28 protein-coding genes are annotated in these 26,601 nt (G+C 62.7%); 14 read left to right on the forward strand and 14 right to left on the reverse strand.

Annotated features, from left to right (window positions below):
* The first annotated feature begins 136 nt into the window (after nucleotides 1-136).
* Nucleotides 137-457 carry a zinc-ribbon domain containing protein gene (locus tag VGG51_08430; protein ID HEY1883053.1) on the forward strand — a complete coding sequence of 107 codons (321 nt, stop codon included), beginning with the start codon at nucleotides 137-139 and terminating at the stop codon, nucleotides 455-457.
* Between the two features lie 47 nt (nucleotides 458-504).
* On the forward strand, nucleotides 505-1,989 hold the full coding sequence (locus VGG51_08435; protein ID HEY1883054.1) for an NAD(P)/FAD-dependent oxidoreductase: 1,485 nt from the start codon (nucleotides 505-507) through the stop codon (nucleotides 1,987-1,989).
* A gap of 54 nt (nucleotides 1,990-2,043) precedes the next feature.
* Here the strand turns inward: VGG51_08435 and VGG51_08440 are convergent, their stop codons facing one another.
* From VGG51_08440 to VGG51_08450, 3 genes are all read right to left on the reverse strand, one after another.
* Entirely contained in the window at nucleotides 2,044-2,547 is a 504-nt protein-coding gene (locus VGG51_08440; GenBank protein HEY1883055.1) for a ferritin-like domain-containing protein, read from the reverse strand.
* Nucleotides 2,548-2,684: 137 nt separating this feature from the next.
* Nucleotides 2,685-2,819, reverse strand: coding sequence for a hypothetical protein (locus VGG51_08445; GenBank protein ID HEY1883056.1), 135 nt, complete (start codon nucleotides 2,817-2,819; stop codon nucleotides 2,685-2,687).
* Nucleotides 2,820-3,014: 195 nt separating this feature from the next.
* Complete coding sequence (locus VGG51_08450; GenBank protein HEY1883057.1) at nucleotides 3,015-4,898, reverse strand: KUP/HAK/KT family potassium transporter; 1,884 nt, start codon at nucleotides 4,896-4,898, stop codon at nucleotides 3,015-3,017.
* A gap of 99 nt (nucleotides 4,899-4,997) precedes the next feature.
* On the opposite strand from VGG51_08450, the gene VGG51_08455 reads away from it, so the two are divergent.
* The 3 genes from VGG51_08455 (at nucleotide 4,998) to VGG51_08465 (ending at nucleotide 5,858) form a co-directional block, all read left to right on the forward strand.
* On the forward strand, nucleotides 4,998-5,333 hold the full coding sequence (locus tag VGG51_08455) for a hypothetical protein (GenBank protein HEY1883058.1): 336 nt from the start codon (nucleotides 4,998-5,000) through the stop codon (nucleotides 5,331-5,333).
* Between the two features lie 45 nt (nucleotides 5,334-5,378).
* The gene (locus VGG51_08460; GenBank protein ID HEY1883059.1) at nucleotides 5,379-5,639 is read left to right on the forward strand and encodes a DUF6582 domain-containing protein; all 261 of its coding nucleotides are present in this window, start codon (nucleotides 5,379-5,381) and stop codon (nucleotides 5,637-5,639) included.
* A gap of 63 nt (nucleotides 5,640-5,702) precedes the next feature.
* A complete protein-coding gene (locus VGG51_08465; protein ID HEY1883060.1) occupies nucleotides 5,703-5,858 on the forward strand; it encodes a hypothetical protein in 156 nt (51 codons plus the stop codon).
* A 15-nt stretch (nucleotides 5,859-5,873) separates the two neighbouring features.
* Here VGG51_08465 and VGG51_08470 read toward each other — a convergent pair whose 3' ends face one another.
* The 7 genes from VGG51_08470 to VGG51_08500 form a co-directional block, all read right to left on the reverse strand.
* On the reverse strand, nucleotides 5,874-6,737 hold the full coding sequence (locus VGG51_08470; protein HEY1883061.1) for a hypothetical protein: 864 nt from the start codon (nucleotides 6,735-6,737) through the stop codon (nucleotides 5,874-5,876).
* Nucleotides 6,738-6,746: 9 nt separating this feature from the next.
* Nucleotides 6,747-8,018, reverse strand: a complete 1,272-nt coding sequence (locus VGG51_08475; GenBank protein HEY1883062.1) for an Nramp family divalent metal transporter — start codon at nucleotides 8,016-8,018, stop codon at nucleotides 6,747-6,749.
* Between the two features lie 72 nt (nucleotides 8,019-8,090).
* Complete coding sequence (locus VGG51_08480; GenBank protein HEY1883063.1) at nucleotides 8,091-9,137, reverse strand: hypothetical protein; 1,047 nt, start codon at nucleotides 9,135-9,137, stop codon at nucleotides 8,091-8,093.
* A 74-nt stretch (nucleotides 9,138-9,211) separates the two neighbouring features.
* Complete coding sequence (locus VGG51_08485) at nucleotides 9,212-9,733, reverse strand: Uma2 family endonuclease (GenBank protein HEY1883064.1); 522 nt, start codon at nucleotides 9,731-9,733, stop codon at nucleotides 9,212-9,214.
* A gap of 134 nt (nucleotides 9,734-9,867) precedes the next feature.
* Nucleotides 9,868-10,461 carry a cysteine hydrolase gene (locus VGG51_08490; protein HEY1883065.1) on the reverse strand — a complete coding sequence of 198 codons (594 nt, stop codon included), beginning with the start codon at nucleotides 10,459-10,461 and terminating at the stop codon, nucleotides 9,868-9,870.
* Nucleotides 10,454-12,142 (reverse strand): MFS transporter, encoded by a 1,689-nt coding sequence (locus VGG51_08495; protein HEY1883066.1) that lies wholly within the window; start codon nucleotides 12,140-12,142, stop codon nucleotides 10,454-10,456. The genes VGG51_08490 and VGG51_08495 overlap by 8 nt, the downstream gene beginning before the upstream one ends.
* A 1-nt stretch (nucleotide 12,143) precedes the next feature.
* On the reverse strand, nucleotides 12,144-12,572 hold the full coding sequence (locus VGG51_08500; protein ID HEY1883067.1) for a MarR family transcriptional regulator: 429 nt from the start codon (nucleotides 12,570-12,572) through the stop codon (nucleotides 12,144-12,146).
* A gap of 100 nt (nucleotides 12,573-12,672) precedes the next feature.
* Here VGG51_08500 and VGG51_08505 point away from each other — a divergent pair, with 100 nt between their 5' ends.
* From VGG51_08505 to VGG51_08515, 3 genes are all read left to right on the forward strand, one after another.
* Nucleotides 12,673-14,445, forward strand: a complete 1,773-nt coding sequence (locus VGG51_08505; GenBank protein ID HEY1883068.1) for a GAF domain-containing protein — start codon at nucleotides 12,673-12,675, stop codon at nucleotides 14,443-14,445.
* Nucleotides 14,446-14,552: 107 nt separating this feature from the next.
* Nucleotides 14,553-15,368, forward strand: a complete 816-nt coding sequence (locus tag VGG51_08510; protein HEY1883069.1) for a hypothetical protein — start codon at nucleotides 14,553-14,555, stop codon at nucleotides 15,366-15,368.
* 65 nt (nucleotides 15,369-15,433) lie between these two features.
* Nucleotides 15,434-16,321 carry a hypothetical protein gene (locus tag VGG51_08515; GenBank protein HEY1883070.1) on the forward strand — a complete coding sequence of 296 codons (888 nt, stop codon included), beginning with the start codon at nucleotides 15,434-15,436 and terminating at the stop codon, nucleotides 16,319-16,321.
* A 14-nt stretch (nucleotides 16,322-16,335) separates the two neighbouring features.
* On the opposite strand, the gene VGG51_08520 is transcribed toward VGG51_08515, so the two are convergent.
* Entirely contained in the window at nucleotides 16,336-18,402 is a 2,067-nt protein-coding gene (locus VGG51_08520) for a catalase (GenBank protein HEY1883071.1), read from the reverse strand.
* Nucleotides 18,403-18,492: 90 nt separating this feature from the next.
* On the opposite strand from VGG51_08520, the gene VGG51_08525 reads away from it, so the two are divergent.
* The 3 genes from VGG51_08525 (at nucleotide 18,493) to VGG51_08535 (ending at nucleotide 20,481) form a co-directional block, all read left to right on the forward strand.
* The gene (locus VGG51_08525; GenBank protein HEY1883072.1) at nucleotides 18,493-19,029 is read left to right on the forward strand and encodes a GNAT family N-acetyltransferase; all 537 of its coding nucleotides are present in this window, start codon (nucleotides 18,493-18,495) and stop codon (nucleotides 19,027-19,029) included.
* Nucleotides 19,026-19,265 (forward strand): hypothetical protein, encoded by a 240-nt coding sequence (locus tag VGG51_08530; protein HEY1883073.1) that lies wholly within the window; start codon nucleotides 19,026-19,028, stop codon nucleotides 19,263-19,265. The genes VGG51_08525 and VGG51_08530 overlap by 4 nt, the downstream gene beginning before the upstream one ends.
* A gap of 211 nt (nucleotides 19,266-19,476) precedes the next feature.
* The gene (locus VGG51_08535) at nucleotides 19,477-20,481 is read left to right on the forward strand and encodes a DUF4331 family protein (protein ID HEY1883074.1); all 1,005 of its coding nucleotides are present in this window, start codon (nucleotides 19,477-19,479) and stop codon (nucleotides 20,479-20,481) included.
* On the opposite strand, the gene VGG51_08540 is transcribed toward VGG51_08535, so the two are convergent.
* From VGG51_08540 to VGG51_08550, 3 genes are all read right to left on the reverse strand, one after another.
* A complete protein-coding gene (locus VGG51_08540; protein HEY1883075.1) occupies nucleotides 20,478-20,696 on the reverse strand; it encodes a hypothetical protein in 219 nt (72 codons plus the stop codon). The genes VGG51_08535 and VGG51_08540 overlap by 4 nt on opposite strands.
* An 867-nt stretch (nucleotides 20,697-21,563) precedes the next feature.
* Nucleotides 21,564-22,643, reverse strand: a complete 1,080-nt coding sequence (locus VGG51_08545) for a hypothetical protein (protein ID HEY1883076.1) — start codon at nucleotides 22,641-22,643, stop codon at nucleotides 21,564-21,566.
* A 284-nt stretch (nucleotides 22,644-22,927) separates the two neighbouring features.
* Nucleotides 22,928-23,929 carry a hypothetical protein gene (locus VGG51_08550; protein ID HEY1883077.1) on the reverse strand — a complete coding sequence of 334 codons (1,002 nt, stop codon included), beginning with the start codon at nucleotides 23,927-23,929 and terminating at the stop codon, nucleotides 22,928-22,930.
* 138 nt (nucleotides 23,930-24,067) lie between these two features.
* Here VGG51_08550 and VGG51_08555 point away from each other — a divergent pair, with 138 nt between their 5' ends.
* The 3 genes from VGG51_08555 to VGG51_08565 all read left to right on the forward strand — a co-directional run bounded on the left by VGG51_08555 (nucleotide 24,068) and on the right by VGG51_08565 (nucleotide 26,415).
* Nucleotides 24,068-25,228, forward strand: a complete 1,161-nt coding sequence (locus VGG51_08555) for a hypothetical protein (GenBank protein ID HEY1883078.1) — start codon at nucleotides 24,068-24,070, stop codon at nucleotides 25,226-25,228.
* A gap of 130 nt (nucleotides 25,229-25,358) precedes the next feature.
* Nucleotides 25,359-25,898, forward strand: coding sequence for a hypothetical protein (locus tag VGG51_08560; protein ID HEY1883079.1), 540 nt, complete (start codon nucleotides 25,359-25,361; stop codon nucleotides 25,896-25,898).
* Nucleotides 25,899-25,911: 13 nt separating this feature from the next.
* Nucleotides 25,912-26,415, forward strand: coding sequence for a hypothetical protein (locus VGG51_08565; protein ID HEY1883080.1), 504 nt, complete (start codon nucleotides 25,912-25,914; stop codon nucleotides 26,413-26,415).
* Nucleotides 26,416-26,601: the final 186 nt, after the last annotated feature.

Genomic DNA, 26,601 nt, shown 5'->3' on the forward strand with positions numbered 1-26,601 from the left:
CAAGTGAGGGCAGGGTGACACGGTTTGGGGTGGCGAGGCAAGCAGGGACCGGAGCGGCAAGGTCGCAAAAGCGGGGACCATTGCTACTCTCGTTCCGCACCCGTCGGAAGAGTTACCTAAGGAGTTATCTGGTTCCGTGTACGTAGATGAAATGCTCAATTGTGTGGACTGCGGACGCCAGTTCGTCTTCAGTTCGGGCGAACAACGTTTTTACGAACAAAAAGGTTTTCAGAACAAACCGAATCGCTGCCCCGATTGCCGTCAGGCGCGCAAGCAGATGCGCACGGCCGGCGGTGGCGGCGGGGGCGGCGTCGAACGCGGCGCCGGACGTCCGCGCGAGATGTTCACCGCGACGTGCAGTCAGTGCGGCGGCGTAGCCGAGGTGCCGTTCAGTCCGCGCGGCGATAAGCCGGTCTACTGTCGCGACTGCTTCGCGTCGCGTCCGTCGTATCGCTGACCGCTAAGCGCGCCGGCCCTCCGGATCGTTCGTACGACGCCGTCATCATCGGCGCCGGGCACAACGGTTTGGCTTGCGCTGCGCTGCTGGCGAAGGCCGGCCGATCGGTCGCCGTTTTCGAAAGCGCCGCCGTTTTAGGCGGCGCTGCCGTTAGCGACCGCTCTCTGTGGCCCGGCTATACGCTCTCCACGGCGTCGTATGTCTTGAGCCTACTCGACCCGTGGCTGGTCGAATACCTCGACCTGCGCGCGCACGGGCTCTCGTATTATCGCAAGGATCCTTACGCGTTCACGCCGCTGCCGGACGGGCGTTCGCTGCTGCTGGGCTCCGATCGCGCGGCCAACGCGCGCGAGATCTCGGCGTTCGAGCCGCGTGACGTCGAGGGCCTGGAAAAGTTCATCGAACGCACCGATCGGTTGGGGGGCGCGCTCTTCGATTCATTCTCCGACGACGAGCCGGCCTTCGAGCGCTTCGACGCGCAAATACAGGCCGACTTGCGCGGTTCGGCGGCGGCACTCGTCGAGCAGTACATCTCGACACCGGTGCTGGCGGCAGAGCTCGTCAACGACGGATTGATCGGCACCTATCGCGGACCGCGCGATCCGGGAACGGGCTACGTGCTCGCGCATCACCTCGCGGGGCGCGTGCTCGGCGCACAAGGCGCGTGGGCATTCGTGCGCGGCGGGATGGGTTCGGTCTCGCAGGCGCTCGCTTCGGCGGCGCTTGCGCACGGCGCGCATCTCTTCGTGGGCGACGGCGTCGAGCGCGTGCTGCTCGACGAAGACGGCGCGGCCTACGGTATCGTCGCGGGTGGAGCGACGGTGCGCGCGCGGGCGGTCGCCTCGAACGCGCACCCGCGCACGACCTTTCTCGATCTGCTCGAGGCAGATGCGCTCGATCCGGCCTTCGTTACGCGTGTTGAGCAGTGGCAGACGGTCGGATGTTCGTTGAAGCTCAATCTTGCGCTGGGCGAACTGCCGAACTTCACGTGCCGGCCGGGAACCGAGGCTCAGCCGCACCACCGCGCGACGATTCATTTAGCGCCGACCGTCGACTATCTGCAGAAGGCCTACACCGACGCGCGCGAGCGCGGCGAGAGCGAGGCGCCGCTGGTCGAGTGTTTTTTGCAGACGACGACGGAGCCGTCGCTCGCGCCGCCGGGCAAACACATTCTCTCAATCTTCGCGCAGTACTATCCGTACGACCGTGCTGACGGCTGGACGGATGCCAAGCGCGACGCGGCGGCAGATACGATCGTGGCGATGCTGGGCGAGGTTGCGCCGAATCTTCCGGGCGCCGTCGAGCATCGGCAAGTGCTGGCCGCGCCCGATCTCGAGGCGCGCTTTGGCCTGCGCGGCGGCCACATCTTTCACGGCGAACTCTTACCCGGCCAGATCTACGAGGAGCGGTTTGCAACGCGCACGCCGGTGCCGAACCTCTATCTCTGCGGTTCGGGCGCGCATCCCGGCGGCTGCGTCAGCGGCTTTCCCGGCAAGCGTGCTGCAAACGCGATACTCCGAGACTTAACCTAGGCCGCGTCCCCCTGCGGCGAGTCACCCGGTAGCGACCGCTTCGCCCGCCGGCTGTTACGCAGCCGCGGCTGCGTTGACCGCCTTTTTAGCAATTTTCGTTAGGAGTTCGTCCGTCCGTACTTCCTGTTCGAGCGTTTCCTGAAAGAGGTCGACTGCCTCGGCTAAGGTCATCTGCTTCGCCCAGGCAATCAGCGTTCCGTACCGCGATATCTCGTAGTGCTCGACGGCCTGGGCGCCTGCGAGAAGGCCGGCATCCAAGGCGGGGTTGCCCTTGAACTCTTCCATGACCCCATTCCCTTCTTCGATAATGCCGTCGATTGCGTCACAGGTCTTTCCACGAGCAGTCTTGCCGATGAGATCGAAGACGCGCTCGATGCGTTCGACTTGCCCTTCGGTCTCGTCGCGATGGTGCAGAAAGGCCTCGCGCAACTCGTCGGAGTTCACGGCCCGGGCAAGTTTGGGAAGGGTTCGCAGGATCTTTTTTTCCGCGTAGTACATGTCGCGGAGGGTTTCGTAAAACAAGTCTTTGAGTGTTTTCAGCAACGATCGGCCTTTCATTCGCTATGGGGGTTCGGTGAAGGGTTATAGCCCAAAGGCCTCTGCTTTAAACCGAAGCGGCCGCGCCCGCGCCGTCAGCTTCGATGAGAGAATACATGAAGGCCCCGGCGATGCCGAGGCCTCTGGTTGGTGACGAGCTAGGCACTCCCGGCGTCGTCCCCGTCATCGGAAGACTCGTCGGTATTATCGTCGTCGTCATCGTCATCGTCGATGCCGGGGTCATCGGCGCCTGGGTCCTGCGACGGGTCGCTTGGGTTAGGTCCAGTCGACATGCATGTCCTCTTTTGCTGTGTGAAGGTTCCGCGAAAGCGCGCGGCGTCTGCTTGATACCCACTTGTGCCTGAAATGCACCATGGCGATTGGGGTAGAAACATGATGAGGCCAGGAGCGGCGTGCCCGTTGCTCCAAACCGGGTCGCCCCAACGCCCGGGGCCTCTTCTCGCAGGCGGCATCGAAGCGTGCCCCACTTACCACGGCACCTCGATGCAGAGCTTTGCCAGGGCGTCGGGCGGAATCCCGAGAGATGCCGTGATCGAACGCGCGTTACGCTTCATTAGGACGAAGAGTCCGCGCCGCGCGGCATTGAACAGCCCGTGGTTTTTCTCGACGATCACGGGCTCCGCCGCAAAGTAGGTCGTGTTCTCTCCCGCGAGCGGCAGCCCGTGCGCCGAGCAGCCTGCGACGACCGGCGAGATGTCGAGTTTCTCCATGAAGCCGAAGCGCGCGGTGATGCGTACCAGGCCCTCGGAGAGCCGCTCGGCACGCACGCGCTTCTCTTGGCGCACGTAGGGGTCGGTAACGGGGAGAATCGTCAGCAGCACGATCAGCTCGTCGACGCTGTGCGTGCGCGCGAGGTGGTGCCGGAGCACGAACGGCACCCCTTCAGGATCGCCGGTGAGAAAGACCGCGGTTCCTTGGTAGGGCACGTTGAGGTGCGGCCTTGCTTCGTGTAAAAAGCTTTCGACCGATTGCGACTGTTCGAGCTGAACCTGCGCGATGCGGCGGCGTCCAGAGCGCCAGGTGGTTGCGATGATGAAGACGATCAAGCTGATCGTCAGCGGGAACCAGCCGCCTTCGCGCACTTTGGGCAGGCTGCCGATGACGAAGAGCAGCTCGATGCCCAAAAATGGAATCGTTGCCAGCAGCGCCGCCGGAAGGCTCCAACCGAACTTCGCCCGCACGACTTCGAAATACGCGACCGACGTGACGACCATCGTTACGGCGACGGCCAAACCGTAGGCATTGGCAAGCGCCGTCGAGCTACGGAACGTGATGACCAGCGAGATGCAGGCGATCGCCAAGAGCCGGTTGATGAACGGCACGTAGATCTGGCCGCGGTGCAGGATCGAGGTATAGACGACGCGCACGCGGGGAATGAAATCCAGACTGATCGCCTGTTTGGTGAGCGTGAAGACGCCGGAGATCAGCGCTTGACTCGCGATGATCGTCGCCAGCGTTGCGATCGCCACGACCGGATAGAGCATGGCCGGCGGCGCGAGGCGATAGAAGGGATTATCGAGGCTCTGGGGGTTGGCAAGCACGAGCGCGCCTTGGCCAACGTAGTTGAGCGCGAGCGCGGGGAAGACGACCAGCGTCCAGGCCGTGGCGATCGGCTTGAGGCCGAAGTGCGACATGTCGGCGTAGAGCGCTTCGACGCCCGAGACGCAGAGCACAACCGCGCCGAAGATCACGAGCGCCGCCGGACCGTGATGTAAGAAGAAGGCGACGATGTAGTACGGATTGAGCGCCCACAGCGCGGCGGGATACTGGGCGATGCCGGATATCCCAAGCAGCGCGATCGTGACGAACCAGAGCAGCATAATCGGCCCAAAGACGCTGCCGATTTTTCCGGTGCCGCGATACTGCACGAGGAAGAGCGCGAGGAGGATCGCGACCGCGATCGGCACGACGAGGTGCTGAGCCTCGGGCGTGGCAACCGAGACGCCTTCGACGGCCGATAGTACCGAGACGGCCGGGGTGATGATGCCGTCGCCGAGTAACATGCCCGCGCCCAGAATCACCAAGAACGTAAGCCAGGTCGCGGCGGGCAGCACGCCGCGCTTTGAGGGCGGCAGCACGAAGGCCAGCAGCGCGAGGATGCCGCCCTCGCCGTCGTGCGCGACGCGCATGATCATCCCGATGTAGCGCACGAAGACGATGAGAATCAGCGACCAGAGAATCAGGCTCAAAACGCCGAGGACGTTCTCGTGGGTCGGAGCGATTCGCAACTGGCTGAGGAAGCACTGGCGAAACGCGTAGAGCGGACTGGTGCCGATATCGCCGAAGACGATGCCCAGCGCGCCCAGGGCCAGTGCAGCATTGACGGCCCGGACTCGTCTGGCGTGCGACATCACCGGACTATACCCGGTGCTTTACCCGGCATCCGCCCAGCGGGAGCTTCGTTTAGCATCGCTACCACGACGGTAAGAACTCCGAAAGGGAGGAAGAGGATGCCAGCAAAGAAGTCGCCGGCGCGCAAGAAGGCTGCCCCGCGCAAGAAAACCGCATCGCGAAAAAAGGCCGCGGCGCCCATCGCCGCTGCGAAGAAGGTCGCAAAGCGGGCCGCAACCGGCGCGCGCAAGACGTTGGCCAACCCGAAGAAGACGGTTCGCAAGGTTGCCGGGCGTGTCCAGCGGGTCGCGACCCGCGCGCACGACGTGGGTGAAGCGGTGACGACCGCGGGTGAGGTCCTCAAACAGACGGCCGACGTCGTCGACGCGCTGGCAAAACGCGCGGGCGCAGCGGCTTCGAAAAGCGCCGCCGCCGGGAGACGAAAGAAGCGTTAACGTTGCGGCGACCTCGCGGCAACGCTAGCGCGATAGGCTCTATCCATGGATGTGACTTGGCGGCCGATGCGCGACGGGAGCGACGCGGCCCGCTCCAAGCTTCCCGACAGCGCCTTTGCTTTTCCCCACGAACGCAAGGAGCCGCTGATCGACGCCGGTCACGTGCGCAGCGCGGTCGCCCGCTTCGGCTCGGTCGACGGCGTCAGCAATACGGAGCGCGCGCAAGCGTTCGAAAACATCAAGGCCGCCGCGGAATATTACGGCATCAATCTCCACGCGGGAAGCTGGCACGATCTGGTCGGATAGCGAAGGTACGCCGAGCCAACGTTGAATCGTATAAGCGCGTGACTTAGCGCGAAAGGACAACCTGTGAGCGATCGCCTTTCCAATCAGTACGATCACGATACATCGGAGAAAGAGGACGCCAACCGGCGCGATGAGTCGAAGCCGGATTTGGAAACGTTCGACGGCCCTCATCCCGAGCGGGTTCCCGCCAACGAAGGCGGCGCGCAAGACGATCGTTAAAAGTCCGTGCTCGATTCACCATAGCTGCACGACGGCGCCAAAGCCGACGTAGTTGAAACGCAGTGACGGAATGCCGGAGAAGGCGTGGCCGTACTTGAGATCGATTTCGGTTCGGCTGCCGAACAGTTTTTGCACGCCGAAGTCGGTGAACGCACGGGCTCCCGCATCGGGGCCGGCCTTCGAGACGATCACGTACTCGGCGTAGAACTGATAGTAGTGCGGAATCTGCGTCGTGACGACGAACGAGGGCGTCGTCACACCGTACTGCAGATGCCCGCCCGCGGCGTTGGCTCCGGTCGAGGAGACGGCGATCGTGGTGCCCACGCTGGTCGCCGGGCTCAGCGCGTACGACGCATCGAAGTTTGCGGTGAGGGTTGCGTTTCCGGCGGTGAGCGCGGGCGAACCGTTGGGCCCGATGTAGAGCCCATCAAAGGCCAGCGTCCAGCGTCCCGCTTGAGGAAGCTCGTATTTTAGCCCGAGGCCCGAGTCGGTAACGCCGTGGGTCGTCGTCCCGTCGCTGCGGGGAGCGTAGCTGCGGATCCCCTCGTAGTTGGGCCCGATGACGTCGAACTCCAATCGCGTTGCGACCCCGAGACGCAGAAAGTTTTGCGGCACGTCGCTGACGACGGCGCCGGCGTGCGCCGTACCGCGGACGGTGTTTTGGTAGCCCACTTCAAAAACGGCGGTATCCCTCTTTACCGCGCAGGTACTGTAGCCGACCGTTGGCCGGTCGGCCGTCGCGAGAAGGCGGCTTGGTCCATCGCACGGATCCGCTGCGGGAGGGCTGGGCGATGGCTGCGGAAGCGACTGCGCCTCGATTCGCAGATTGCCCGTGCCGGCTAAGACGACCGCCACGCTGAAAAACCATTTGACGGCCATCGTGTGCGGCTACGACCCTTTAGCCATGAAGTAAAACATGCCGGCGGTGGTCGCGCCCATCAGCACGACGGTCGCCCATCCCCACGCCCGCGCCAGGATCGAGCTGCGCCATTGCCCCATGATCGCCGGACTCGAGGCAAACCAGACGATCACCGCGATCAGCGGCACGGCCGCCACTCCATTGAGCACCGCCGACCAAAAGAGCGCCCTGATCGCATCGATGTGGAGCAGGTTCATAGCAATGCCGATGATCACTCCGGCGGTCAGAATGGCGTAGAATCGCGGGGCGCGGTGCGGCGTCTCATTGAGCCCTTCTCGAAAGCCAAACGTCTGTGCGGCGACGTACGCCGAGGAGCCTGCGAGCACTGGAACGGCAAGTATGCCGGTCCCGACCATGCCCAGCGTAAACAGGAGCGCGGCGAACTTGCCTGCGAGCGGGGTCAACGCTTGTGCCGCCTCCGCGGCGGTAGCGATATCGTGCTTTCCGTGAGCGTTGAGCGTGGCCGCCGTCGTCACGATGATAAAAAATGCGACCAGATTGGAAAAAATCATGCCGCTGTTGACGTCGGTGTGCATGTTGCGAATGGAAGTTTCATCGGTTCCGCGCCGGGAGGCCGTCGTCGTTTTCCCGGATTCCTTCTCTTCTTCGATCATCAGCGAGGCTTGCCAGAAGAAGAGATAGGGAGTGATCGTCGTACCCAGCACGCCGACGATCGTCGAGAGAAAGCGCGCGTTCCACTCGACGTGCGGGACGACGAAGTGCCGAAGAACCTCTCCCCACGGGGGATGGACGACGAACGCCGTAACGACGTAGGCAAAGAGCGACAGCGTCAGCCATTTGAAGATGCGCGCGATCGTCGGATACGATAACCAGGTCTGTGCCGCGATCAGGCCGACCCCGAAGAAGAAGACCCAGGCGTCGGCCGGCAGCGGCGCCACCAGGTGCGCGGCGTCCGCCATGCCGCCGAGATCGGCGCCAAGGTTGAACGTATTGGCCACGATGACGAGCGCGGCCAGCGAATACGAGAGCAGCCGCGGAAGTCGCTTGCGCATCACGGCGGCGAGGCCCTCGCCGCTGACCATGGCGATGCGGGCGCACATCCCCTGAATCACCGCCATCATCGGCGTTGAGATGAGCGTGAGCCAGAGCATCGAGAAACCGGTCGCGGCGCCCGCAACCGAGTAGGTTGAGATTCCCGACGGGTCGTCGTCGGCCGCGCCCGTAATTAGGCCCGGCCCCAGCACACGAAAGAAGCCGGTAATGCGCCGCCGCAATTCCATCAAGTCTCCATCAAAAGAGTCATCGCCCGCGGGGTTCTTCCCCCGCGGGTGGCTCTTGAACCGAAACGCGCGTTACTTCTTGACGCTCAACGCCGCGCCGTCGGGTTGCGTCAATCCGGTGATCGTTTTCGTGGCAGCACCGCCGGCCGGATAGTTCCAATAACCGGCTTCGGTGTTGCCGGCGCCGTAGGTCGGCGCGATTACGCGCAGTTTCTTCGGCGCTTTCTTACCGCCGGAGACCTTCGTGATCCAGAACTGCCAAACCGAGCCCGCGCCGCTGAGCGAGGTCGAGCCCGCGACGCTTCCAGTCGATCCGGAGAGTTTGATTTGGTAGAGCGTCGGCCCGGCGCCGGCGCCAAACGCGACGTCGGTGCCGTCCCACTGGAGCGAACCGGCCGTCAAACCGCCGGCGCCGCTCACCGCGATGCTCGTTACGTTCGAACTCCCATGCGGGAGCTCGAAGAGGGCGAAAGTTCCGTCACTTCCATAGGCGTCACAATAGAGGTTTCCGTGACTGTCGTAGCCGCAGCCGGGAATTCCGTTCTGCCCCGAGGGCGTGTAGGTCGTCGGGGTTCCCTGCGCCTTGGTGAAGACCGCAATGCAATCTCCGCAGCTGCCGGCGAGCGCGCCGAGCGCCAGATTTCCGGTCGTCGGGTCGACGCTGCAGTTCAACTCGGGATAACCTGGGAGATTGAGGACCCGAAGCGGCGAGGTGCCGCCGTGCGCGTAGACGTCGACGGTCATGCCGCCTCCGTTGAGAATGAAGACGTCGCCGCGTTTGTTCGAACAGATCCCCGCTGGAATATCGAATCCGGTCAGCGTACCCTTGAGCTTACCGGCGGGGTACGAATAGACGTAGACGTCGTTCGTTGCCTCGTCCGCGACGTAGAGCAGGCCTTTCAATCGTTTCGCGTCGGGCGTCATCCACGAACCTTCGCGGCTCGAAGCGCGCGCTCGCAGTGGGTGCACGAGGCCGGCCGTGCCGAGGGCGCGCAGCTGCGCCGGACTGGCCGCCCCGGCCGCACTCGGCTGCGCCGGCGACATTCCGCCGCCGCATCCTGCGAGCAACGCGGCCATCGCCGTCGCGAAAACAGTTCGATTTTTAAATTCCAAACGCATAGTTACATCTCGCTCCTTTTCTTGTCGGCACGGTTCGGCACGATCCGCGGTTCTCCGTGCCGGTGCTCTTGTGGTTAGAGCAGGTCGGCGAAGGCTTCGACGAGATCGAACTGCAGCCGCGGCGCGGCCTCGTGCCGAAACGCATCACCGGTGCGGAAAGTTACGCTGCGTTCCTTTGTGTGGGCGTGGATTGTGCTTTGGCCGGGCAGGACGTCGAGCACGAGCGCGGCTCCTGCATCAAGATAAGCGCGCAGCTTCCATTCGCGGTCGTCTGCTCGATCGTTCGGGGAGCGCACTTCGACCACGAGGTCGGGTGCGAACGGGGGAGAGTCGCGCCGCACATCAGAGAGATCCATCAGCCGGCTCGTCGCGATTGCTGCCACGTCGGGAACGAGCAGCGTCTTCGTGCCAAGCGCCTCGGAGAGATCGCACTGCCATTCCGTGCCTACGCGGTACGCCGAACCGGCGCAGCGCCGCAGGATCACGAGCAGCGCGCCTTGCACGAGCGCGTGCTTCGTCCGCGGGCTCACCTTGCGGACCGGGCGGCCCGCGTGATATTCGAGGTACGGCTTCTCGTCGTTAAGCTGCATTTGCATGAGTCACTGCCTCTCACGGCAGAGCATATCACGCCGGCCAGCGGTTCTGTCTATCAGTATAGGATATTCCGGCGGGACGACTCGCGACGGTGTCGCACCCCGGCGTGCCGCGATAAAGCCTCGGCGGGCGCGCTTTAGTCCGCGAAGAGTTCGGCGAGGCCGCCGGCGGAGATGACGTCGGCTTGACGCGGAAAGACCTGCTGTGTCAGCGCTTCGTGCACGGTTGCGTTCGGATCGGCGCAGGCGTCGGCAATGACGAAGAGCCGGTAGTCGCGGTCGGCCGCGTCGCGCAGCGTCGAGAGAACGACGCCGCTCGTGCTCACGCCGGCCAAGATCAGCGTGTCGACGTCGCGGGCTCGCAACTGCTCGAGGAGATCGGTCGTGGAGAACGCGCCGACGCGGCGCTTGCGCACGACGATATCGCCTTCGCGCGGCGCGATGCGTTCGTCGATTTGCGTTTCGGGCGCGTCGTGCCAGAGCGCGCGGCCGGCCGATTTGGCCGCGGCAAAACCTTTGTTGGTGTCGGGTACGGCCGCGAGCTCGTCGGGCGTGAGGGCAACGCGCACGTAGCCGATGTGACCGCCGCGTTCGCGGACCGTTTCGATGGCGCGCTTCGCCCGCTCGACGAGCGCGTCGGAATCTTCGATCATGCCGAGAATGCCGCGCTGGTAATCCATAATCAGCAGCGCGGTGCGGCGCGGGTCGATCTTCGGTGTGGTTTCAGGCAACGTCGGTTCTCCTTAGCGTTTGGGGTGGCGAAAGCGCGGCGCGCGGGCCGCGCATGAACGAAGCGGCAGCGCCGAGCAGCGAGAGCAGCGTGCCCGCAGCGAAGACGGCGATCAGCCCGCGATGGAACGGCGCGGCGATGAGGTTGGGAAAAAAGTTCGTCCCCGTCAGCGTAGCGCGCTGGATCGCCGAGAGCGAGGCGAGCACGCCGCTGGGTCGCAGCAGCTGCTCCAATGGATTCATGCCGAGAAAGGCCGCGAAGAGCGACGAGACCGGCGGCAGCGCGGCGACCTGGCGCGCAATCGTGTGCGGTACGCCTTCGTGCACGAGGCCGCCGATCATCGCCGGCGGCAGCGCGTGCGAGAGCACGACAATCATCAGCGAGAACGAGAGGCCGATCGACAAGAGATTGCCGGCGTTCTGCAGCGTCGAGCGCATTCCCGAGGCCACGCCACGCTGCGGCGCGGGTACGCTGCTCATGACGGCAGCGGTATTCGGTGCGGCGAACATGCCGGTGCCCACGCCGGTGCCGGCGATGCACAGTGCAAAGGCCCAGTACGTGAAGTCGACGGGAAGCAACGCGAGACCGACGAGGCTCGCGGCGAAGACCAGCAGCCCGGCCGTCGAAAAGCGGCGCGCGCCGAAGCGATCGGAGAGATGGCCCGAGAGCGGCCCCGCCACCATGAAGCCGCAGGAGAACGGCAACAGAAAGATGCCGGCCCAGAGCGGCGTTTGTGCATAGGGAAAGCCGTGCAGCGGCAGCCAGATGCCTTGCAGCCAGATCACCAGCATGAACTGCAGGCCGCCGCGCGCGATCGAGGATGCCAAGACGGCGAAGATGCCGGCGGCGAAGCCGCGAATGCGCAGCAGCTGCAGATCGAGCATCGGTTCGGCGGCGCGCCGTTCGATCGGCACGAAAACGACGAGCAACGCGATACCCCCGAGCAACGTGAGCAGCGTTGCGGGATTCGTCCAGCCCATCGCGTGGCCGCCGTACGGATGAATGCCGAAGGTCACGGCGACGAGCAGTGCGCCGAGGCCAAGCGCGAAGGTGACGTTGCCCCACCAATCGATGCGGCCCGCGCGATGCTGGCCGATTTCGCGTAAACTGCGAAAGGCCCAGAGCGTACCGAAGATGCCGACCGGCACGTTCACCCAGAAGACGGCGCGCCAATCGAGGATCGCTAAGATACCGCCGGCGACCAGGCCGAGAAACTGCCCGCCGAGGCCGGCGATCTGATTGATGCCCAGCGCGAAGCCGCGCTGGTTGGAAGGGAACGCATCGGTGAGGATCGCGGCGGAGTTGGCGGTGAGCATCGAGCCGCCCATTGCCTGCAGCAGACGCCAGCCGATCAGCCAGAGCGCGCCGCGTTCGGCGGAAAACGGATCGAACGAGAGCAGCACCGAGGCGAGGGTAAAGACGACGAAGCCGAGGTTGTAGATTCGCACGCGCCCCAGCATGTCGCCCAGGCGGCCAAGCGTCACGACGAAGACGGCCTGCACGAGCAGATAGCCCATGATCATCCAGAGCAGGTAGCCGAACGTCCCCGAGGCGAGCGGATCCATGTGAATGCCGCGAAAGATCGCGGGCAGCGCGATGATGACGATCGAACCGTCGAGCGCCGACATAAAGATCGCGAGCGTCGTGTTCGAGAGCGCGATCCAGCGGTAGCGACGCGGCACTCTAGAGGGCACCGGCGAGGCGTTCGAGCAACGGCGCGGCGTCGCGCAGCGTCTGCAGTTCCTGGGCGTCGAAGTTTCCGGCGAGCGCTTTGGCGAGCTGGGCGGCACGGCCGCTGCGCCGTCCGCGCAGCGTCGACCGGCCGGCTTCGGTAATCGAGACGACGCTCTGCCGGCCGTCCTGCGGATCGGCGCGGCGCGCGACGAGCGACCGTGATTCGAGCGCCGCGAGCGTCGCGCCCAGCGACTGGGCACTGATCCGCTCCTCTTTCGCGAGCACGGTGAGCGTGGCGGGAGCGCTGGACTCCAGGCGAAGCAGCGCAGAGATCTCGGGCACCGAGAGCGTGTCGTCACGTGTCTGGCGCAGCCGCCGAACCAATACGGCGAGCGCGAGGTAGAGCGATTCGGCGAGCGCGGCGCGGAGACGGGCCATATACTAAGTTTACCCTACTAAGGCTAGACTTAACAACTGCTTTGGTCCGCGGGGCGGAATGCGATGGAACCGAGCGGGCCGGGCCGAAGCAAGCACGGCGATGAATCCCCGTAACCACTGGCGCGAGGTTCTGCTGGCGCTTTGCGCGCTGACCGGCATCGCGTTGCTCGTGCTGCTGGTGGACGAGGCCGGCCTCGGCGCGCCGCCGTGGTTTGGGCTGTGGGGCGCGCAGTTTGCCGCCTCGGGTACGCCGTACGCCGTAACCGTGGAGGCAATCGATCCGCATGGCGCGGCGGCGAAAGGCGGACTGCAGCGCAACGACGCGATCGATCTGCGCGACGCCTCGCTGCTCGAACGCTTCGCGATCCTTTCGCAGCCGGTTTCAGAACGGCCGATTGCGCTGACGGTCAAGCGCGCTTCGGGTACCGTGCGGCTTACAGTGGTTCCGAGTGCCCTGACGATCGAGCGCGCCGACATTCCGATCAGCACCGCCGGCACGCTATTGCTAGTGCTCTTCGCGGGCCTCATTCTGATGCGCCGCGCGTTTGTTCCCGGCAACCTGCTCCTCTCGGCGACGCTGTTGTGCTTGGCAATCGGTACCGCCGTCGGCGCACCGACGGTCGGATTCGGCGCGCCGTGGGTGTGGCCGTACGTGCTGGCGGGAATCTGCGCGCCGGCCGGGGCGATTTCGGTCGCGCTGTGGGCGAAGTTTGCAAATGGGTTTGCTGCCGGAGAGCTCGGAGGCGTGCGGCAGTTCGCGCTCTGGGCCTGTTATGCGTGCTGCGCGGCTGCCGTGGCGATCGATCTGGCATTCGTCGCCGGCATCACGACCTTACGGCTCGATCCAGCGCCGCTCGTGCTCTCGCCGGTGTGGGGGCTGCCGTTCGATCTCGCGGTCGTGGCGGCGATCGCGTGCAGCGTCCTGGCGATCGCGGCAACCGGCACGACCGAGCGCCAGCGAGCGGCGTGGTCGCTGCTGCCGATCGCGATACTCTTCGCGCTCTACGGCACGTACAGCGCGCTGGTCGTCTTTCAGACGGATTATGGGGTGGCGACCGAGCTCGCCATCGTGCTCAACCTCGCGTACGTTATCGTGCCGATCGTGCTGACCTACGTCGCGTTGAGCCGGCGGATGATCGACATCGGCTTCGTGCTCAATAAGGCGACGGTGTTCGCGATCGTCTCGGGCTTCGTGATCGGCGTGTTCATTTTGATCGAGTGGGCGGCCAACGACTGGCTGACGCACGAAAGCCATACGACCAGCGCCATCGTCGGGATGGTCATTGCGCTGGGCCTGGGACTCTCGATGCGCTACATCCACGGCGTCGCGGACCATCTCGTCGATCGGGTCTTCTTTCGCAAGCGGCACGAGGATGAAAAGGCGCTGCGAGACTTCGCGCACGAGGCATCGTTCATCACGAGTCCGCAGATTTTGCTGGAGCGGGCCGCGGGCGAGGTAAAGGAGCACACCGCCGCCGACAGCGTGGCGATCTACGTTAGCAACGGCTCCGCGCAGTATGCTTCGTCGAACGGCTCACGGCGAGTCGTGGACGAAAACGATCCTGGTATCGTTGCACTGCGTGCATGGGGGAAGCCGGTCAACCTGCACGACCTTTCCGCCTCCCAGCTGGAGGGAGAGCTCGCCTTTCCGATGATTTCGCGCGGACGGCTCGTCGGGACGCTCGTCTGCGGGCCCAAGCGCGACGGCGACGCCTACGCACCCGACGAATACGAGGCATTGGTCGAACTCACGCACGGCGTCGGCACCACGTTCGACACGCTCTCCAGCGTCCGCTCCGATCTCGCTGCGGAAACGGAAGAGAAGCTCGACCTGATTCTCGCGAAGCTGGCGACACTCGGAGGTGGAAAGTGAGAGCCGCGCCGTTCTGCTTTCTGGCCGCGGGCATGCTTTCGTGGCTTCCAGGATGCGCCGGATCGACGGCGATTGGGGAAGCCCGCGCGGCAGATAACCGCGCTTCAATGCAGTCACAGATGAAGGGTACCGATTTGCTCTATGTCGCCACCGGCGACAACGTGTACGTGCTCACCTATCCGAAGGGTAGGGTCGTCGGCAGCTTAGGTGTCAGCGGCAACGATCTGTGTGCCGATGCGCGCGGAGACGTCTTCGTGCCGAGCGGCTACGTCATCTTGGAGTACGCGCACGGCAGCGCGTACCCTTCGCAGACGCTCAACGGCGGCGACATCCCGTTGGGGTGTGCGGTCGATCCGCGCACGGGAGACTTGGCGGTGACACAGGAGGCTTCGGGCGCGGGCGAAGTCGCGATCTTTCCCAACGCGCAGCAGCCGTCAACGTGGTATCGCGATCCCGATATCACCACGTTTGGCCTCTGCGGATACGACGACCGCGGCAACCTCTTCGTCGACGGAGCAGGTTCGGGAAACAACCTGGCCGAGCTTCCGCGTCGAAGCGGAACATTCAGGAATTATCCCTTAGGGAGCAAGTTTGCTGCGTTCGGCGATATTGCGTGGGACGGCAAACACATCACGCTTTCAAACCCGACGACCGGTTTTCTTTATCGGCTACGGTTTGCGCGGAGATCGTTAAAAGCGGTCGGAGCGACACGAATCAGGGGCTGGCAGAACAGCTACTCGGGGCATTGGCCCTACGTCCAGACGTTGCTGCAAGATGGAACGTTCGTAGCGCAGTCGAGCGAGGCGGCAACGCTGGGCGTATGGCGTTACCCGGCCGGCGGCCGCGCCGGCGCGGTACTTGGACCTTTCGCGGGCGGCAGCGTGAACGTTTACGGAGTGGCCCTCAGCCGTGCGCTCCGATGAGGGGGCTGTGCGCCGGTGTCCTTGCGGCATTTCTGGCGGGGTGTGGCGGATCTAAGGCGCCATTTGTGCCCGCTGCTGCCTCTCACGCGCGCGAGCTCGCCCCCGACTCGAGCGGTGACTTGCTCTATGTTGCCGAGGCCGATGCAAATTTCGCGTATGTCTATACCTATCCGCAGGGACGGCTCGTAACCAAGATCACGAGCGGCATTTCGGGAGCGGTGGGCATGTGCACCGACACGGCCGGCAACATCTACATAACAAGCACGTTGACCCCCGCGGTCGTCGAGTACGCGCACGGAGCCACGAGCCCGTTGACAACCTTCTATGAGGATCTCGGAAAGGGAGGGCAGCCGAACGGCTGCAGCGTCGACGCGCGGACCGGAAATCTGGCGGTCGTCAACGGAATCGGGCATCTGGTCGGCGTTTTCAGCAACCCCAATTACGTGGGGACTTACTACACGGTCTCCGGCATGAGCGTCGCCCGCTTCTGCGGTTACGACGACAAAGGAAATTTGTTTATTGACGGTCCGCGCACCTCGTCGGGAAAGGGATTTGTGCTCGCGGAGCTGCCGGCCGGCGGCAAAGCGCTGAAGAAGATCAAGCTCGACAGACGGATCAAGAGTCCCGGCGCGATTCAGTGGGACGGCCGTTACGTAACCGTCGCGGCGATCGATACGGCGAGCAGCACCCTCTATCGAGTGGTTGTCTCCGGAACTGACGCGAGCGTCGTGGGGACGACGCCGCTGGGCGGCGAGAAAACGATCGCGCAGTCGGTGATCTTCGATTCGAGAGTGATTGCGCCATACGCAGTCAACGGCGTCTACCGCAAACAGGTAGGCGCATGGAGCTATCCGCGCGGCGGCGCAGTGACGCGGCTCGTGCAGCGTGCCGGCAACCTTTTTTACGGATTGGCGATAAGCCCCCGAAGAGGCATCGTGCGACAACACCTTTAGTAACGCGGTTCCGGCTAGCTGAAGCTGCCGGAGCGCGACCAGACGCGCAGGGCCGCGCACGCGTCGACAAAACTCGCGGCGTCCCCCTTGGTTTTGAGTTCGATCAGGCCTTCACCGTCGGCCGGAATGCTGCAGCGCTGTAGAAGCGGCAGGGCCCCCGGTACGTAGCCGATGTATTTGCAGTGGGCGTAGGCGTCGCTCACGAAGTCGACGGCCGCCGCGTTCTTACACAGAATCTTGGCGCTCGCCTCTGTTAACAGTAATGCCACCGCGTCGTACAATACGGACGGGCCGCCGTCGATGCGCTGCTGCGCTTCTATCCACTTTTCGTCGCTGGTCGTGATACCGCCGACTTGCGGCGCAACGACTTCCAGCGTGGCGCCGGCCGCCTCCACGGCGTCCTCAATGGCTGCAAACAGCTTCGAGTCGATGCCGTCGCTGACCAGCACGCCGAGCTTGCGCCCTGCGAAGGTTGTCGGGCCGTTGAGGACGATGCTGAGTGCGGGCGAGGGCGGAAGGTCGGTGATTGGCGCTCGCGCCGGCGGCGCTGCGTGCGGCATTTCGCGAAGGCGCAGGCCCTCGGCGACCTTTTTCGCGAGCCCATTGTCGACATTGAGCAGCTGGGAAACCATCCGCGTTCGTATCTCGACGCGCTGGACCTTACTCAGCTCGAAAATGAAGGCGCCGGCAATGTGCTGTTGCTCGACTTCGGTTTGGCTGAGGTAAAACTGGCGCGCCTGGCTGAAATGATCGGCAAAGGTTTCGCTGCGCACCCGTTCCTTTGGGCCCGCCTCCTGCGCGGCGAAACTGCGGAATCCGGTTTGGGGATCCTCGCGGGGGCCGCCGTCATCGCGCCACGAATTCGGCTCGTAGTTCGCTCGTCCGACGGGACTGATCATCGCCATGTGTCCGTCTTGCTGAAAATGCGCGAACGGACACTTGGGCGCGTTGATCGGCAGATAGGTAAAGTTCGGACTACCGAGCCGTTTGAGCTGTGTGTCGAGATACGAGAAGTTTCGGCCTTGCAGCAAAGGATCGTTCGTGAAATCGACGCCGGGAATGATGTTTTGCGTGCAAAACGCGACCTGCTCCGTTTCCGCGAAGAAATTATCGACCGGGCGATCGAGCACAAGACGGCCGACGATTCGGATGGGGACTTGTTCCTCGGGAATTAGTTTCGTCGCGTCCAAAACGTCGAACGCAAACTCGTCGGCAAAATCGTCGTCGAAGAGTTGGAGGCCGAGCTCCCATTCGGGAAAGTCACCTGCCACCAGGGCGTTCCAGAGATCGCGGCGATGGAAATCGGTGTCGGCGCCGTTGATTTTCACGGCCTCGTTCCAAAGCACCGATTGGAGGCCGAGTTTGGGCTTCCAGTGGAACTTGACGAACGTCGCCTTACCCTCCGCGTTGACCAGGCGGAACGTGTGGACGCCGAAGCCTTCCATGAAACGGAACGAGCGCGGAATAGCGCGATCGGACATAATCCACATCGCCATATGGGTCGTCTCGGGAGAAAGCGAGATGAAGTCCCAGAAGTTATCGTGCGCGGTCTGCGCCTGCGGAAAGCCGCAGTCCGGCTCCTCCTTTGCCGAGTGGATGATGTCGGGAAACTTGATTGCGTCCTGAATGAAGAAGACCGGGATGTTGTTGCCGACGATGTCCCAGTTGCCTTCCTGAGTGTAGAGTTTAACGGCAAAGCCGCGCACATCGCGAGCGAGATCGCTCGAGCCCTTATTTCCGGCGACGGTGGAAAAGCGCACGAACGCCGGAGTACGTTGCTTCGCTTTGCGAAACGGCTCGGCTTTGGTGATGCCGGGCAAGGGTTCGTAGTTTTCGAAAAAGCCGTGCGCACCGAAGCCTCGGGCGTGGACGACGCGCTCGGGAATGCGCTCGTGATCGAAGTGGAAGATCTTCTCACGGAAATGAAAGTCTTCGAGCAGGGTCGGCCCCCGCGCCCCGACACGCAGCGAGTTCTGGTCGTCCGAGACGGGGGTGCCTTGTTGGGTGGTCAGGACCGGGATATCGGCCGAGGCGATTTGGTGCGTTTCTCCACCCTTCGAGCGGGGGTGCGGCTTTGCCATTTGCGTGGAACTCCTCTACGGCGGCGTCGGTGAGGGAGAGATATTCCCGCAACGCGCGACCTTAAGCGGAGCCGATAGGAAAAACTCGCAGTGGCGGCGCGCCCCGCGGCAGCGAACGAGGCGCCCGGGTCGAAGGAGGCGAGCAACATCATGCTTGGCGACGGCGAGCAGCGTTCCGTGAAGGTCATTGAGGTGGGCACCGATGCGCAGGTACGCCTTGCCGCGCCGCTCTTCGACCAGTACCGTGTCTTCTACGGGCAGAAGGCGGATCTCCAAGCGTCGTACGAGTTCCTGCGCGAGCGCTGGATAGCGCGCGAATCGGTTCTCTTCCTGGCGATCGCGGACAGCGGCGAAGCGAGCGGCTTCGTGCAGCTCTTCCCGTTCTTTCTTACGGGTCCGATGAGGCGCTTCTGGGTGCTGAACGATTTGTACGTGAAGCCAAGCGGGCGGCGAAAGGGTACGGCACGGGCGCTGATGCGGCGCGCGGAACGGTACGCTTCGGAAACGGGTTCCGCCGGGCTCACGCTCAGTACGGCCATCGACAACGTAAATGCGCAAGCGCTCTACGAGTCGGAAGGCTACGTGCGCGATTCGCTGTTCTTCTATTACAACCGGTTTCTCCCATGAATACCGGGTTCAAGCTCATCGCGATCGTAGCGCTGACGTACTTCGTGCTGACGGCGATCTGGGGCGTTGCGCTGGGCCATCAAATCTACGTCGCTAAGAAGAATCCGCTGGTGGGCATCGGCTCAGAGATGGTCGGCAGAGACGCAACCGAAGCATTTGCGATCCATCGGCTGAACGTCCCGGAGTTCGTAACGAAGTCGCCAACCTTCTGGGCGGCACTTCGAATATCAGAGTAGGCGTGGGAGCTTGCCTCGGAACTTTCCGGAGTCCGCTCGCCGGACCGCTTAACCTTCCTTAAAGTCTGCGGCGTCTCACCGGTAGCGCAGTCCGATGCGTGTCTGATGCACACCTACTAGAGACGGCCTTAGCGGCTGCGGCGGACAGGCATACGGCGGTTTGGCGCGTATAAAGCCGAACCCACACCGCGCGAATCAAAAGGAGCCTGTGATGTCGAATCATTTTACCGGCTTGAGCCTCGGGCCGCCGCTGGGCGATCAGCGGCTCGACCTCTGCGATCTGTATGCGTTCCAGTCGCCCAAGGATCCGACGAGGACGGTGCTCATCCTCAATGCCAATCCGTCCGCCAACGCGCTCCATCCCGACGCGATCTACCGGCTTGCCATCGATAACGACGGCGATCTTCTGAACGACATAGCGTTCAGCTTTGTCTACTCGGAGCCGCAAAATGGCCGGCAGACCGTCAGCGTATTCATGGCGACGGGCGACGACGCGCGCTCGATCGAAGCGGCCGGCACCAAGATCTTCCAAGACGTCGACGTGTCGTTCGGTCCCGTTCCCAACATCGTAAAGTCCGGAGAGTATACGTTTTTTGCCGGCGTTCGGAGCGACGCGTTCCTTTTTGACTACGACGGCATCAAAAATCTCTTTGATACGAGCGGTGGAAGAAATTTTACGGCGCCGCACTTGGGCGGAAAGTCGCCGTGGACCGGTAAGGATTCGAACACGGAGGCAAATATATTTTCGATGGTTCTCGAGCTGCCGACCAGTGAAGTCGGTGCGAACCCCAGCGTGCGCATCTGGGGACGATGCAGCGTGCGCGGCAAGGAGGGCGTGCTGCTTCACGTCGATCGCGCCGGCCACCCGTCGGTCAGCAGCTTCTTCAATACCGACGACACGAAGCTGGAATACAATGCGAGCGAGCCGATTAGCGATCGAGCGCGGTGGACGGATCTGTTCGTCCATTTGATGGGGCACACCGGAGACTACACTCGAGAAGAAGCGCTCGCGGCCATCGATGCCCATGGCTTACTGCCGGATATGCTGAGCTACGACCCGTCGAAACCCGCGGCCTATCCCAACGGGCGCGTCTTTACCGACGACGTCATCAATCACCGGCTGGCCTTTCTATCGAAGGGCGATATCCCGCCCGACGGGCTGAGCCCTCATACCGACGTGCTCGAGGAGTTTCCGTATTTGGGGACGCCGCACTAGGCAGGCTCTTCCGGCCGGCCCGGCGTGGGCCGAGCCCCGGTAAGTTGGGTGTCAATCACGACGACGGCGTCGCCATCGCGAGTGATGCAGCCGACGAGCGGACTCGCGAGATAGTCGAGTGCGGCGCGGACATCTTCGCGGGAGCAGGTAGCGCTGCTCCCCTGCGCCGCGAGATCCTGATCGACGAGGACCCTTAGCTCCGAGTCGGGTGACACACACAGTCACCCGCGTTACGTAAGAAGATTTAGCTCGAGCTCATTTGAGTTCGACGAATATGACATCTGTGTCGGACGTACCCGTATTTTCGCCGACGTGCGTCTGCGCCGAGTTCCAGATAACTTTATGAGGCGATGTCTCAACGTCTACAGTGCGGTCTCCCACGGTGAGTCGTCGCCGGAAATTACTGAGAGTGATGAGGACGCTATCCGGATGCTGGTGAGGCTTAGTTCTGTCACCAGGTCTATCAGTATATTGCAGGACGCGCACTCGGTCGTTCTCGAAGAGAACTTTGTACAGTTGCGGGTCGGTTTTCGTTGGATCTAGTTCCATTTGCGAGCTTGCTCCGTGTCGGATGAAGAAAGTAAGCCTGCGCTCCAGCAGAGGCCTCGGCGATTCGACGAATGGCAAACGATCTCCCTAACCGCTCACGGCGCTGCCAGCCGGTATCGGGGCGCGCGAGGCCTCCGGGATAGGAGCCGCAAATCGTGCGCTGACCAGCCGCGGGGCTGCGTGAAGCTCGTTGCTGCTGACCCTATCTAAAGAACAGACGCGTGCTCCCCACACCAGGTAACACGGCATCGCGAGCCATCCGCTGGGCGAATAGCGACGCAGCCGCAGCCGTAGGTGTAGACGCTGCGTACTTCGTCGGAATCGGTCTCACGCAGCGATTCGTGAGATAGGTAGTCACTAAGCTTCTCTGCGGGCAGAATGCTGAAGCGAAGACGTGGAATAGCGGGCCGCCTTTCGCCTAAATGCGAGTCGGCCGCGAGCTATGCGGTCAAGCCGTATGGAGGTGCTTACAGTATAGCACAAGGGCGCAGGCTGCGCCTGTGCTGCCGCGTCGGCGCGACAGGCGCCAGCTATCATTCTGCGTGGGTGGCCCGTGCCGTAAGCGTTCCGCTGCAGCACTGCCCCGGAATGGATTGGTAGCCGGCGCCCCAGAGTAGCCCTGCGGTGCCGATTTTTGTGATTCCCAGAAGTTGACTCTCGGCTGCTAAAGTCTTCGATTCAAGGGAAGCCGGACCACGCTGCACCGTCCATTGTTTCCCGTCCCAGCGCTCGAATAGCGCCAGCGGCTGATAGACCGTCCAATATCCGACCGCCCAGATGTCGGTTGGCGACTCCGCCACGACGGCGTCAAGCCAGTTGTTCTGCTGATAACCTTTAGGGTCTTTATTTGGACTTGGCACGACGCGCCATTTGCGGCCATCCCATTGTTCGATGAGCGTTCGTAGGACCCGATCAGCCTTTGTGTTTTCATAGCCGACCGCCCAAACATTATTAGCCGCAACGCTTGTAACGCCCGAAAAGATGCTCGAGAAGAAGGAGCCCGCGATCTTTACCAGCTCCCAACTCGTACCATTCCAGTGTTCGGCGAATGCGTTGGTATCGGGCTTGTCGTATACACCGACTGCCCAAATGTCGTTAGCGTTCACGGCCGAAACCGATTGCATCACGCTAAGTCCCTTCGGGCCGGACTGCGTGGGAATAGCGGACCACTTGTTTCCGTCCCAGTGCTCGGCTAGCGCCTTAAAATCACCTTCGCCGACGGCCCAAACATCCTTGGAAGAGACCGCGGTAATCGCCCATAACTCGCCATCGCTCTCGGCTGGGCTGGAGACGACGCTCCAATTCTTCCCGTTCCAATGCTCGATGAGCGTGCCGTTGGGAAATGTCGTCCAGCCGACAGCCCAAGCGTCGTTCGCGGAAATGGCTGCCACTCCACGGAGCTGAGTGTCGGCCGGTTCATTCTTCGGATTGGGCACTATGCTCCATGCGGATCCATTCCAATGCTCTATCAGCGCGGTGTTATAATCTTGCGAACCGTGCGGGACGCAACAGTCGTAGCCCACCGCCCAAACATCGTTCGGTGAAGTGCCGCTGATGCTGTAGAGAAGGTCGTCGTCGAGTCCGTCGGATGCCTGCTCGTTGGGACTCGGCACGACAGCCCAAACCGACTTTCCGATCCGAGGCCCAACAGAATCCGACAAGAAGCGCTCCGCGGCAACGGCAGCCGTATTGCTTGGGATGTTCGGCGCCACTTGAGGGCCGTTTGAGCAACCGGAAGCGAGAATGGCGGTAGAGATCGCTGTTAAGAGCAAACGATAACGCGACGCGATACTGTTCATAAAATCCTCCGGCGAGAAAAATATACAGTGGTGCCAGCATATTTAAGAGTTATGAAAGACCTCTGAAGCTGCCGCCCCGCCGGCGGACAGCACGCAGATTATTGCTTTGCTGCGACCACGCCGAGCGGGAGATCAAAATTACCCGTGAACACCGCGATCGGCGAACCGCCGGCCGGGTAGGCGAAAACCTCGCCTCCGCTGCCCGTATCGCCGCAATAGACAACGCTCGCGGCGATCCAGGTTTGAGCGCAGTCGCTGGCACCGGTGAGCGCTACAGTCCCCTTCAATCTCGCCTGCGTTCCGCTGATCGTGTACCGATACATCGCGTCGGCTTCCTGATCGGTGACGGTGAGGTACGTGCCGTCCCACTGCACGGAGCCAGGAAACTTCACCGTGTTGCTCGTCGCGATCGCCTGGAGCGTCTTGCTACCCTTCGGGAGCTCGACGAGTTCGAAGACACCGTCGTTATTAAAGCCGTCGAAGAAGAGGTTCCCGTGATTGTCGTATCCGTCGAAGAACTCTTGGCGCAGCGGCGTGCTCATGACGGTGCCCGAGCCGGTCGCGTGCTTGAAGATGTCGATGTCGCCGTTGCTCAAGATCCCGACGGCAAGGTCGCCGTTGGCATCCATGGCGCAGCTGGATGGCTGGCCGACGGAGTCCGAGAGCGTCTTGAGCGGCTTCTTGGGGACCCTGTACTCCGTGATCTGGTCATCGCCCGCGACGATCCAGAAGATCTTCTTCCCATAGCCGTAGAGGACGTTCGTGCACCCTTGGCCGCCAACGTTGGTGATTTGGCCGATCTGCTTGGTGCTCTTCGGATAATCGAAAATGCTGGCATAGGTCCCGTAGTCGTTGATAATGTACTCGAAGGTCTTCGACTTTGCACGCCGGTCGGGAAGAATCGCCGCGTAAGGGGGCAGCACGCTCATATTCGGGTGCGCTGCCGTTACCAGCCGGCCGTTCACCGAGACCGCTCGCCCGACGTGTCCGGCATCGAACGCGCCGGCTGACGGCGCAACCGCCGAGCCGCCCGCGCAAGCCGAGCAGATCGCAAGCGCAACCAGCGCAGCGCCGTATTTCGGGAAAGCAGTCGTATTCATTACGTTATCCCTCTTTGAAGAGTCGCGGGCTTTCGCGCGGCGCTCGTGGATGCCTTCGCGCTAACGCACCACGCGCGCGGGCCGCGAATACGGACGGTCAGCGGGAGTTCGCGCTTGCAGGCGACGAAAGGGGTTAGGATGCCGACTCTCAACAATCGCTTGCTTATGCTGATCGCGGGAATCCTTCTCGCGACTTCGGCGTGTAACGGAAATACCACGGTTCCAACCGCAGCAGCGGGCGGCATTCCGGCCGCGCCCGGCGTGAGTTCCATCGTTCCAAACGACACCACCTCGATTTTGAAAAAGCTTACGAAGGACGTCGAAATCGGCTCGACGGTCGATCCGAAAAATGGCGATACGGGACCGCGGGCAATCTCGCTGGTTCGATCGACCTTTGGACTCAAGAAGGGACAGCTGCTCGTTTGCAACTTCGACAACTCTGCCGGCGCCGCCGGCAAAGGCAGTACGATCGAAGTGCTTGATCCCAAGCCGCACTCTAAGCCGGTGACCTTTACGCAAAACCCTAAGGTGCAGGGCTGCGATGGCGACGCAACCACGCCGACGAACCGGGTCTACGGCTCGGGGATGCTGAGCGGGACCGTTTCGGAGTTCGACCAGACCGGTTCGCTCAAGCAGAGCTTCACTTCGCACCTCGAGGCTCCATTCGCCGACGCCGATGCGTTCTGCGGATTGGCTTACGCGCCTGAAGACATCTACATTAGCGATGCCAAGACCGGAGTGGTTATCAAGCTGGCGTTTCTCCCAGTTACCTCGGGCCGGGCAAAATTGATCGAAGTGATAAGCGGGTTTGCGGTAGGCAAGAGCTCCGGCTGGAGCGTTTTGGGCCCATCGGGAATTCAATACAATAGCACAAGGATCGGTACTCTTTGCAACGACACCCTGTATATCGTAGACGGAGTCAATAACACCATCGTTGCGGTTTCGGATGCCAGCAGTCTGCTCGAGAAGGACGAGATCGTCGTGCAGCCTGGCGGAAAGAAATTTAAATGCGCTCATCCGGCAGCCACCTGTGCGAAGCTCGTCTATAGCGGTGCTCCGCTCAATGCGCCCGTCGCTTCGGCGCTTCTACCCAACGGAAACCTCATCGTTGCCAATACCAAGGGCGGAAATAAGCTGGTGGAGCTGACGCCGACGGGAAAGGTGCTGGCCACCAAGACCCTCGACACGAGCAAGACTGCGCACATTTTCGGACTCCTTGCCACCGGCACGAGCGATAGCGACACAGCGTTGTTCTACACGGACACCGGAACCAATACGCTACGGGAGCTCGAGCAATAGCGGGACCTTTGTCCTGCATAATAGGCTCGACGTCCCGCGTGTAAGAGCGAAGGACTGGGCCCTTTGGACCACTGAAGACTCGGGACCCCAGCGAGCGTTTTTTTGAAAGCTTAGGCGGGAACACCGTACCATGCTTTTCGCAGTAACGCTCGCGGCGGCGATCGCCGCAAATCCGATGGGTGCTTCGCACGGACGATACACCGGAGCGCCGGACCTTTCACTCACGGCCCAGATGCTGAGCGCGGGTGGCGGGGCGAGCCAGTTCTCGTCGCACGCGTTGTTTGTTTACCTTGCGGGGCCGAACGCCGACGCAGAAGCGCAGTCGCTTACCAGCCGATTTGGTGCTTCGAATGTAACGCAGTTTTTTACGACCTTCGACGAGTTCGTACGCCTTGCGGCGGTGCAGGTTCAGGAGCAGCATATTCCGCTTCCGCAAGCGACCCCGGCCTCCGGCGCCGCGCTCGCCGGGGACCTCTATCAAGCCGGTGTCATGCCCGACGGCCGCTACGACGTCGGTTACATGCTGGAACATCTGCTCTCGCGGCCGATGCATGTAACGCTGATGCAGCAGGTTAACGCAGACCCGAAGTTTGGGCCTGCGAAGAATGCGAGCTTTCACGTGATCCTCACGGCGGCGATGCAGGACCTGCACAAAGCGTATGGGGGCTAGCGTCCGAATCGCCGTGGCCTTTGCCTTTGCACTTGCGGGTTGCTCGGCGGGAACACCCCGCGATTCTGGGCGCGCGCCCGGCGCCGCGCCCAGACCCGTGCAAGCGGGTTGCGGCAAGAGCGCTTTGTCGGCGCTCCATCACGGGAGCTGGCCGAGTTCCATCGTGTTCACCGGACACTGGCAGCTGGTCAAGAATCGTAAGGACGGACGATACGAAGGGTCGAGCTCGCGCTCTTTTCACGTCGGTGACGCGATGACGTTCATTTTTAGCGGCCGGCGATTTTGCGTCTACGGCGTACGGGGCAGCAATGGGGGGTCGGCGGAGATCCTCATTCCCGGGCGCCCTCCGCGGGTTGTCGAGTTTTATGCGCCAACAAAGCAGGTTCACCGTCTCATCTTTGACAGCGGCCTGCTCCCGGGCAGGGTGCAGAGCGCAATGCTCTCGGTGATCGCGCCAAGAAATGGGCGCCCCAGAGGGTACGCCAACGTCGAGGACGTCGCGATCGAGTCGAACTAGACGGATTACCTCGCACCTTGCGTCAACTTACGCTAGCGAAGGTATTCTTTCGGTTCTTTTTTTAAGCCTGTTCCGCCAGCGTCCATACCGAGCGGAGAAACAACGTCGATTATAAAATGTACTAGCGCTGTTTGGGCGCGTTGCCGGCGCTCGTAGAAGTGTGCAGAAACGTCGGCTACGAGGAGC

Source organism: Candidatus Cybelea sp. (genome assembly GCA_036489315.1).
In the GTDB taxonomy this organism is placed as follows: Bacteria; Vulcanimicrobiota; Vulcanimicrobiia; order Vulcanimicrobiales; family Vulcanimicrobiaceae; genus Cybelea.

What these genes read in the sequence shown, in the direction of transcription:
- VGG51_08440 (HEY1883055.1), bottom strand. Translation starts at nt 2,547, where the DNA reads ATGAAAGGCCGATCGTTGCTGAAAACACTCAAAGACTTGTTTTACGAA.
- VGG51_08445 (HEY1883056.1), bottom strand. Translation starts at nt 2,819, where the DNA reads ATGTCGACTGGACCTAACCCAAGCGACCCGTCGCAGGACCCAGGCGCC.
- VGG51_08450 (HEY1883057.1), bottom strand. Translation starts at nt 4,898, where the DNA reads ATGTCGCACGCCAGACGAGTCCGGGCCGTCAATGCTGCACTGGCCCTG.
- VGG51_08455 (HEY1883058.1), top strand. Translation starts at nt 4,998, where the DNA reads ATGCCAGCAAAGAAGTCGCCGGCGCGCAAGAAGGCTGCCCCGCGCAAG.
- VGG51_08460 (HEY1883059.1), top strand. Translation starts at nt 5,379, where the DNA reads ATGGATGTGACTTGGCGGCCGATGCGCGACGGGAGCGACGCGGCCCGC.
- VGG51_08470 (HEY1883061.1), bottom strand. Translation starts at nt 6,737, where the DNA reads ATGGCCGTCAAATGGTTTTTCAGCGTGGCGGTCGTCTTAGCCGGCACG.
- VGG51_08475 (HEY1883062.1), bottom strand. Translation starts at nt 8,018, where the DNA reads ATGGAATTGCGGCGGCGCATTACCGGCTTCTTTCGTGTGCTGGGGCCG.
- VGG51_08480 (HEY1883063.1), bottom strand. Translation starts at nt 9,137, where the DNA reads ATGCGTTTGGAATTTAAAAATCGAACTGTTTTCGCGACGGCGATGGCC.
- VGG51_08485 (HEY1883064.1), bottom strand. Translation starts at nt 9,733, where the DNA reads ATGCAAATGCAGCTTAACGACGAGAAGCCGTACCTCGAATATCACGCG.
- VGG51_08500 (HEY1883067.1), bottom strand. Translation starts at nt 12,572, where the DNA reads ATGGCCCGTCTCCGCGCCGCGCTCGCCGAATCGCTCTACCTCGCGCTC.
- VGG51_08505 (HEY1883068.1), top strand. Translation starts at nt 12,673, where the DNA reads ATGAATCCCCGTAACCACTGGCGCGAGGTTCTGCTGGCGCTTTGCGCG.
- VGG51_08510 (HEY1883069.1), top strand. Translation starts at nt 14,553, where the DNA reads ATGCAGTCACAGATGAAGGGTACCGATTTGCTCTATGTCGCCACCGGC.
- VGG51_08520 (HEY1883071.1), bottom strand. Translation starts at nt 18,402, where the DNA reads ATGGCAAAGCCGCACCCCCGCTCGAAGGGTGGAGAAACGCACCAAATC.
- VGG51_08530 (HEY1883073.1), top strand. Translation starts at nt 19,026, where the DNA reads ATGAATACCGGGTTCAAGCTCATCGCGATCGTAGCGCTGACGTACTTC.
- VGG51_08535 (HEY1883074.1), top strand. Translation starts at nt 19,477, where the DNA reads ATGTCGAATCATTTTACCGGCTTGAGCCTCGGGCCGCCGCTGGGCGAT.
- VGG51_08550 (HEY1883077.1), bottom strand. Translation starts at nt 23,929, where the DNA reads ATGAATACGACTGCTTTCCCGAAATACGGCGCTGCGCTGGTTGCGCTT.
- VGG51_08555 (HEY1883078.1), top strand. Translation starts at nt 24,068, where the DNA reads ATGCCGACTCTCAACAATCGCTTGCTTATGCTGATCGCGGGAATCCTT.
- VGG51_08560 (HEY1883079.1), top strand. Translation starts at nt 25,359, where the DNA reads ATGCTTTTCGCAGTAACGCTCGCGGCGGCGATCGCCGCAAATCCGATG.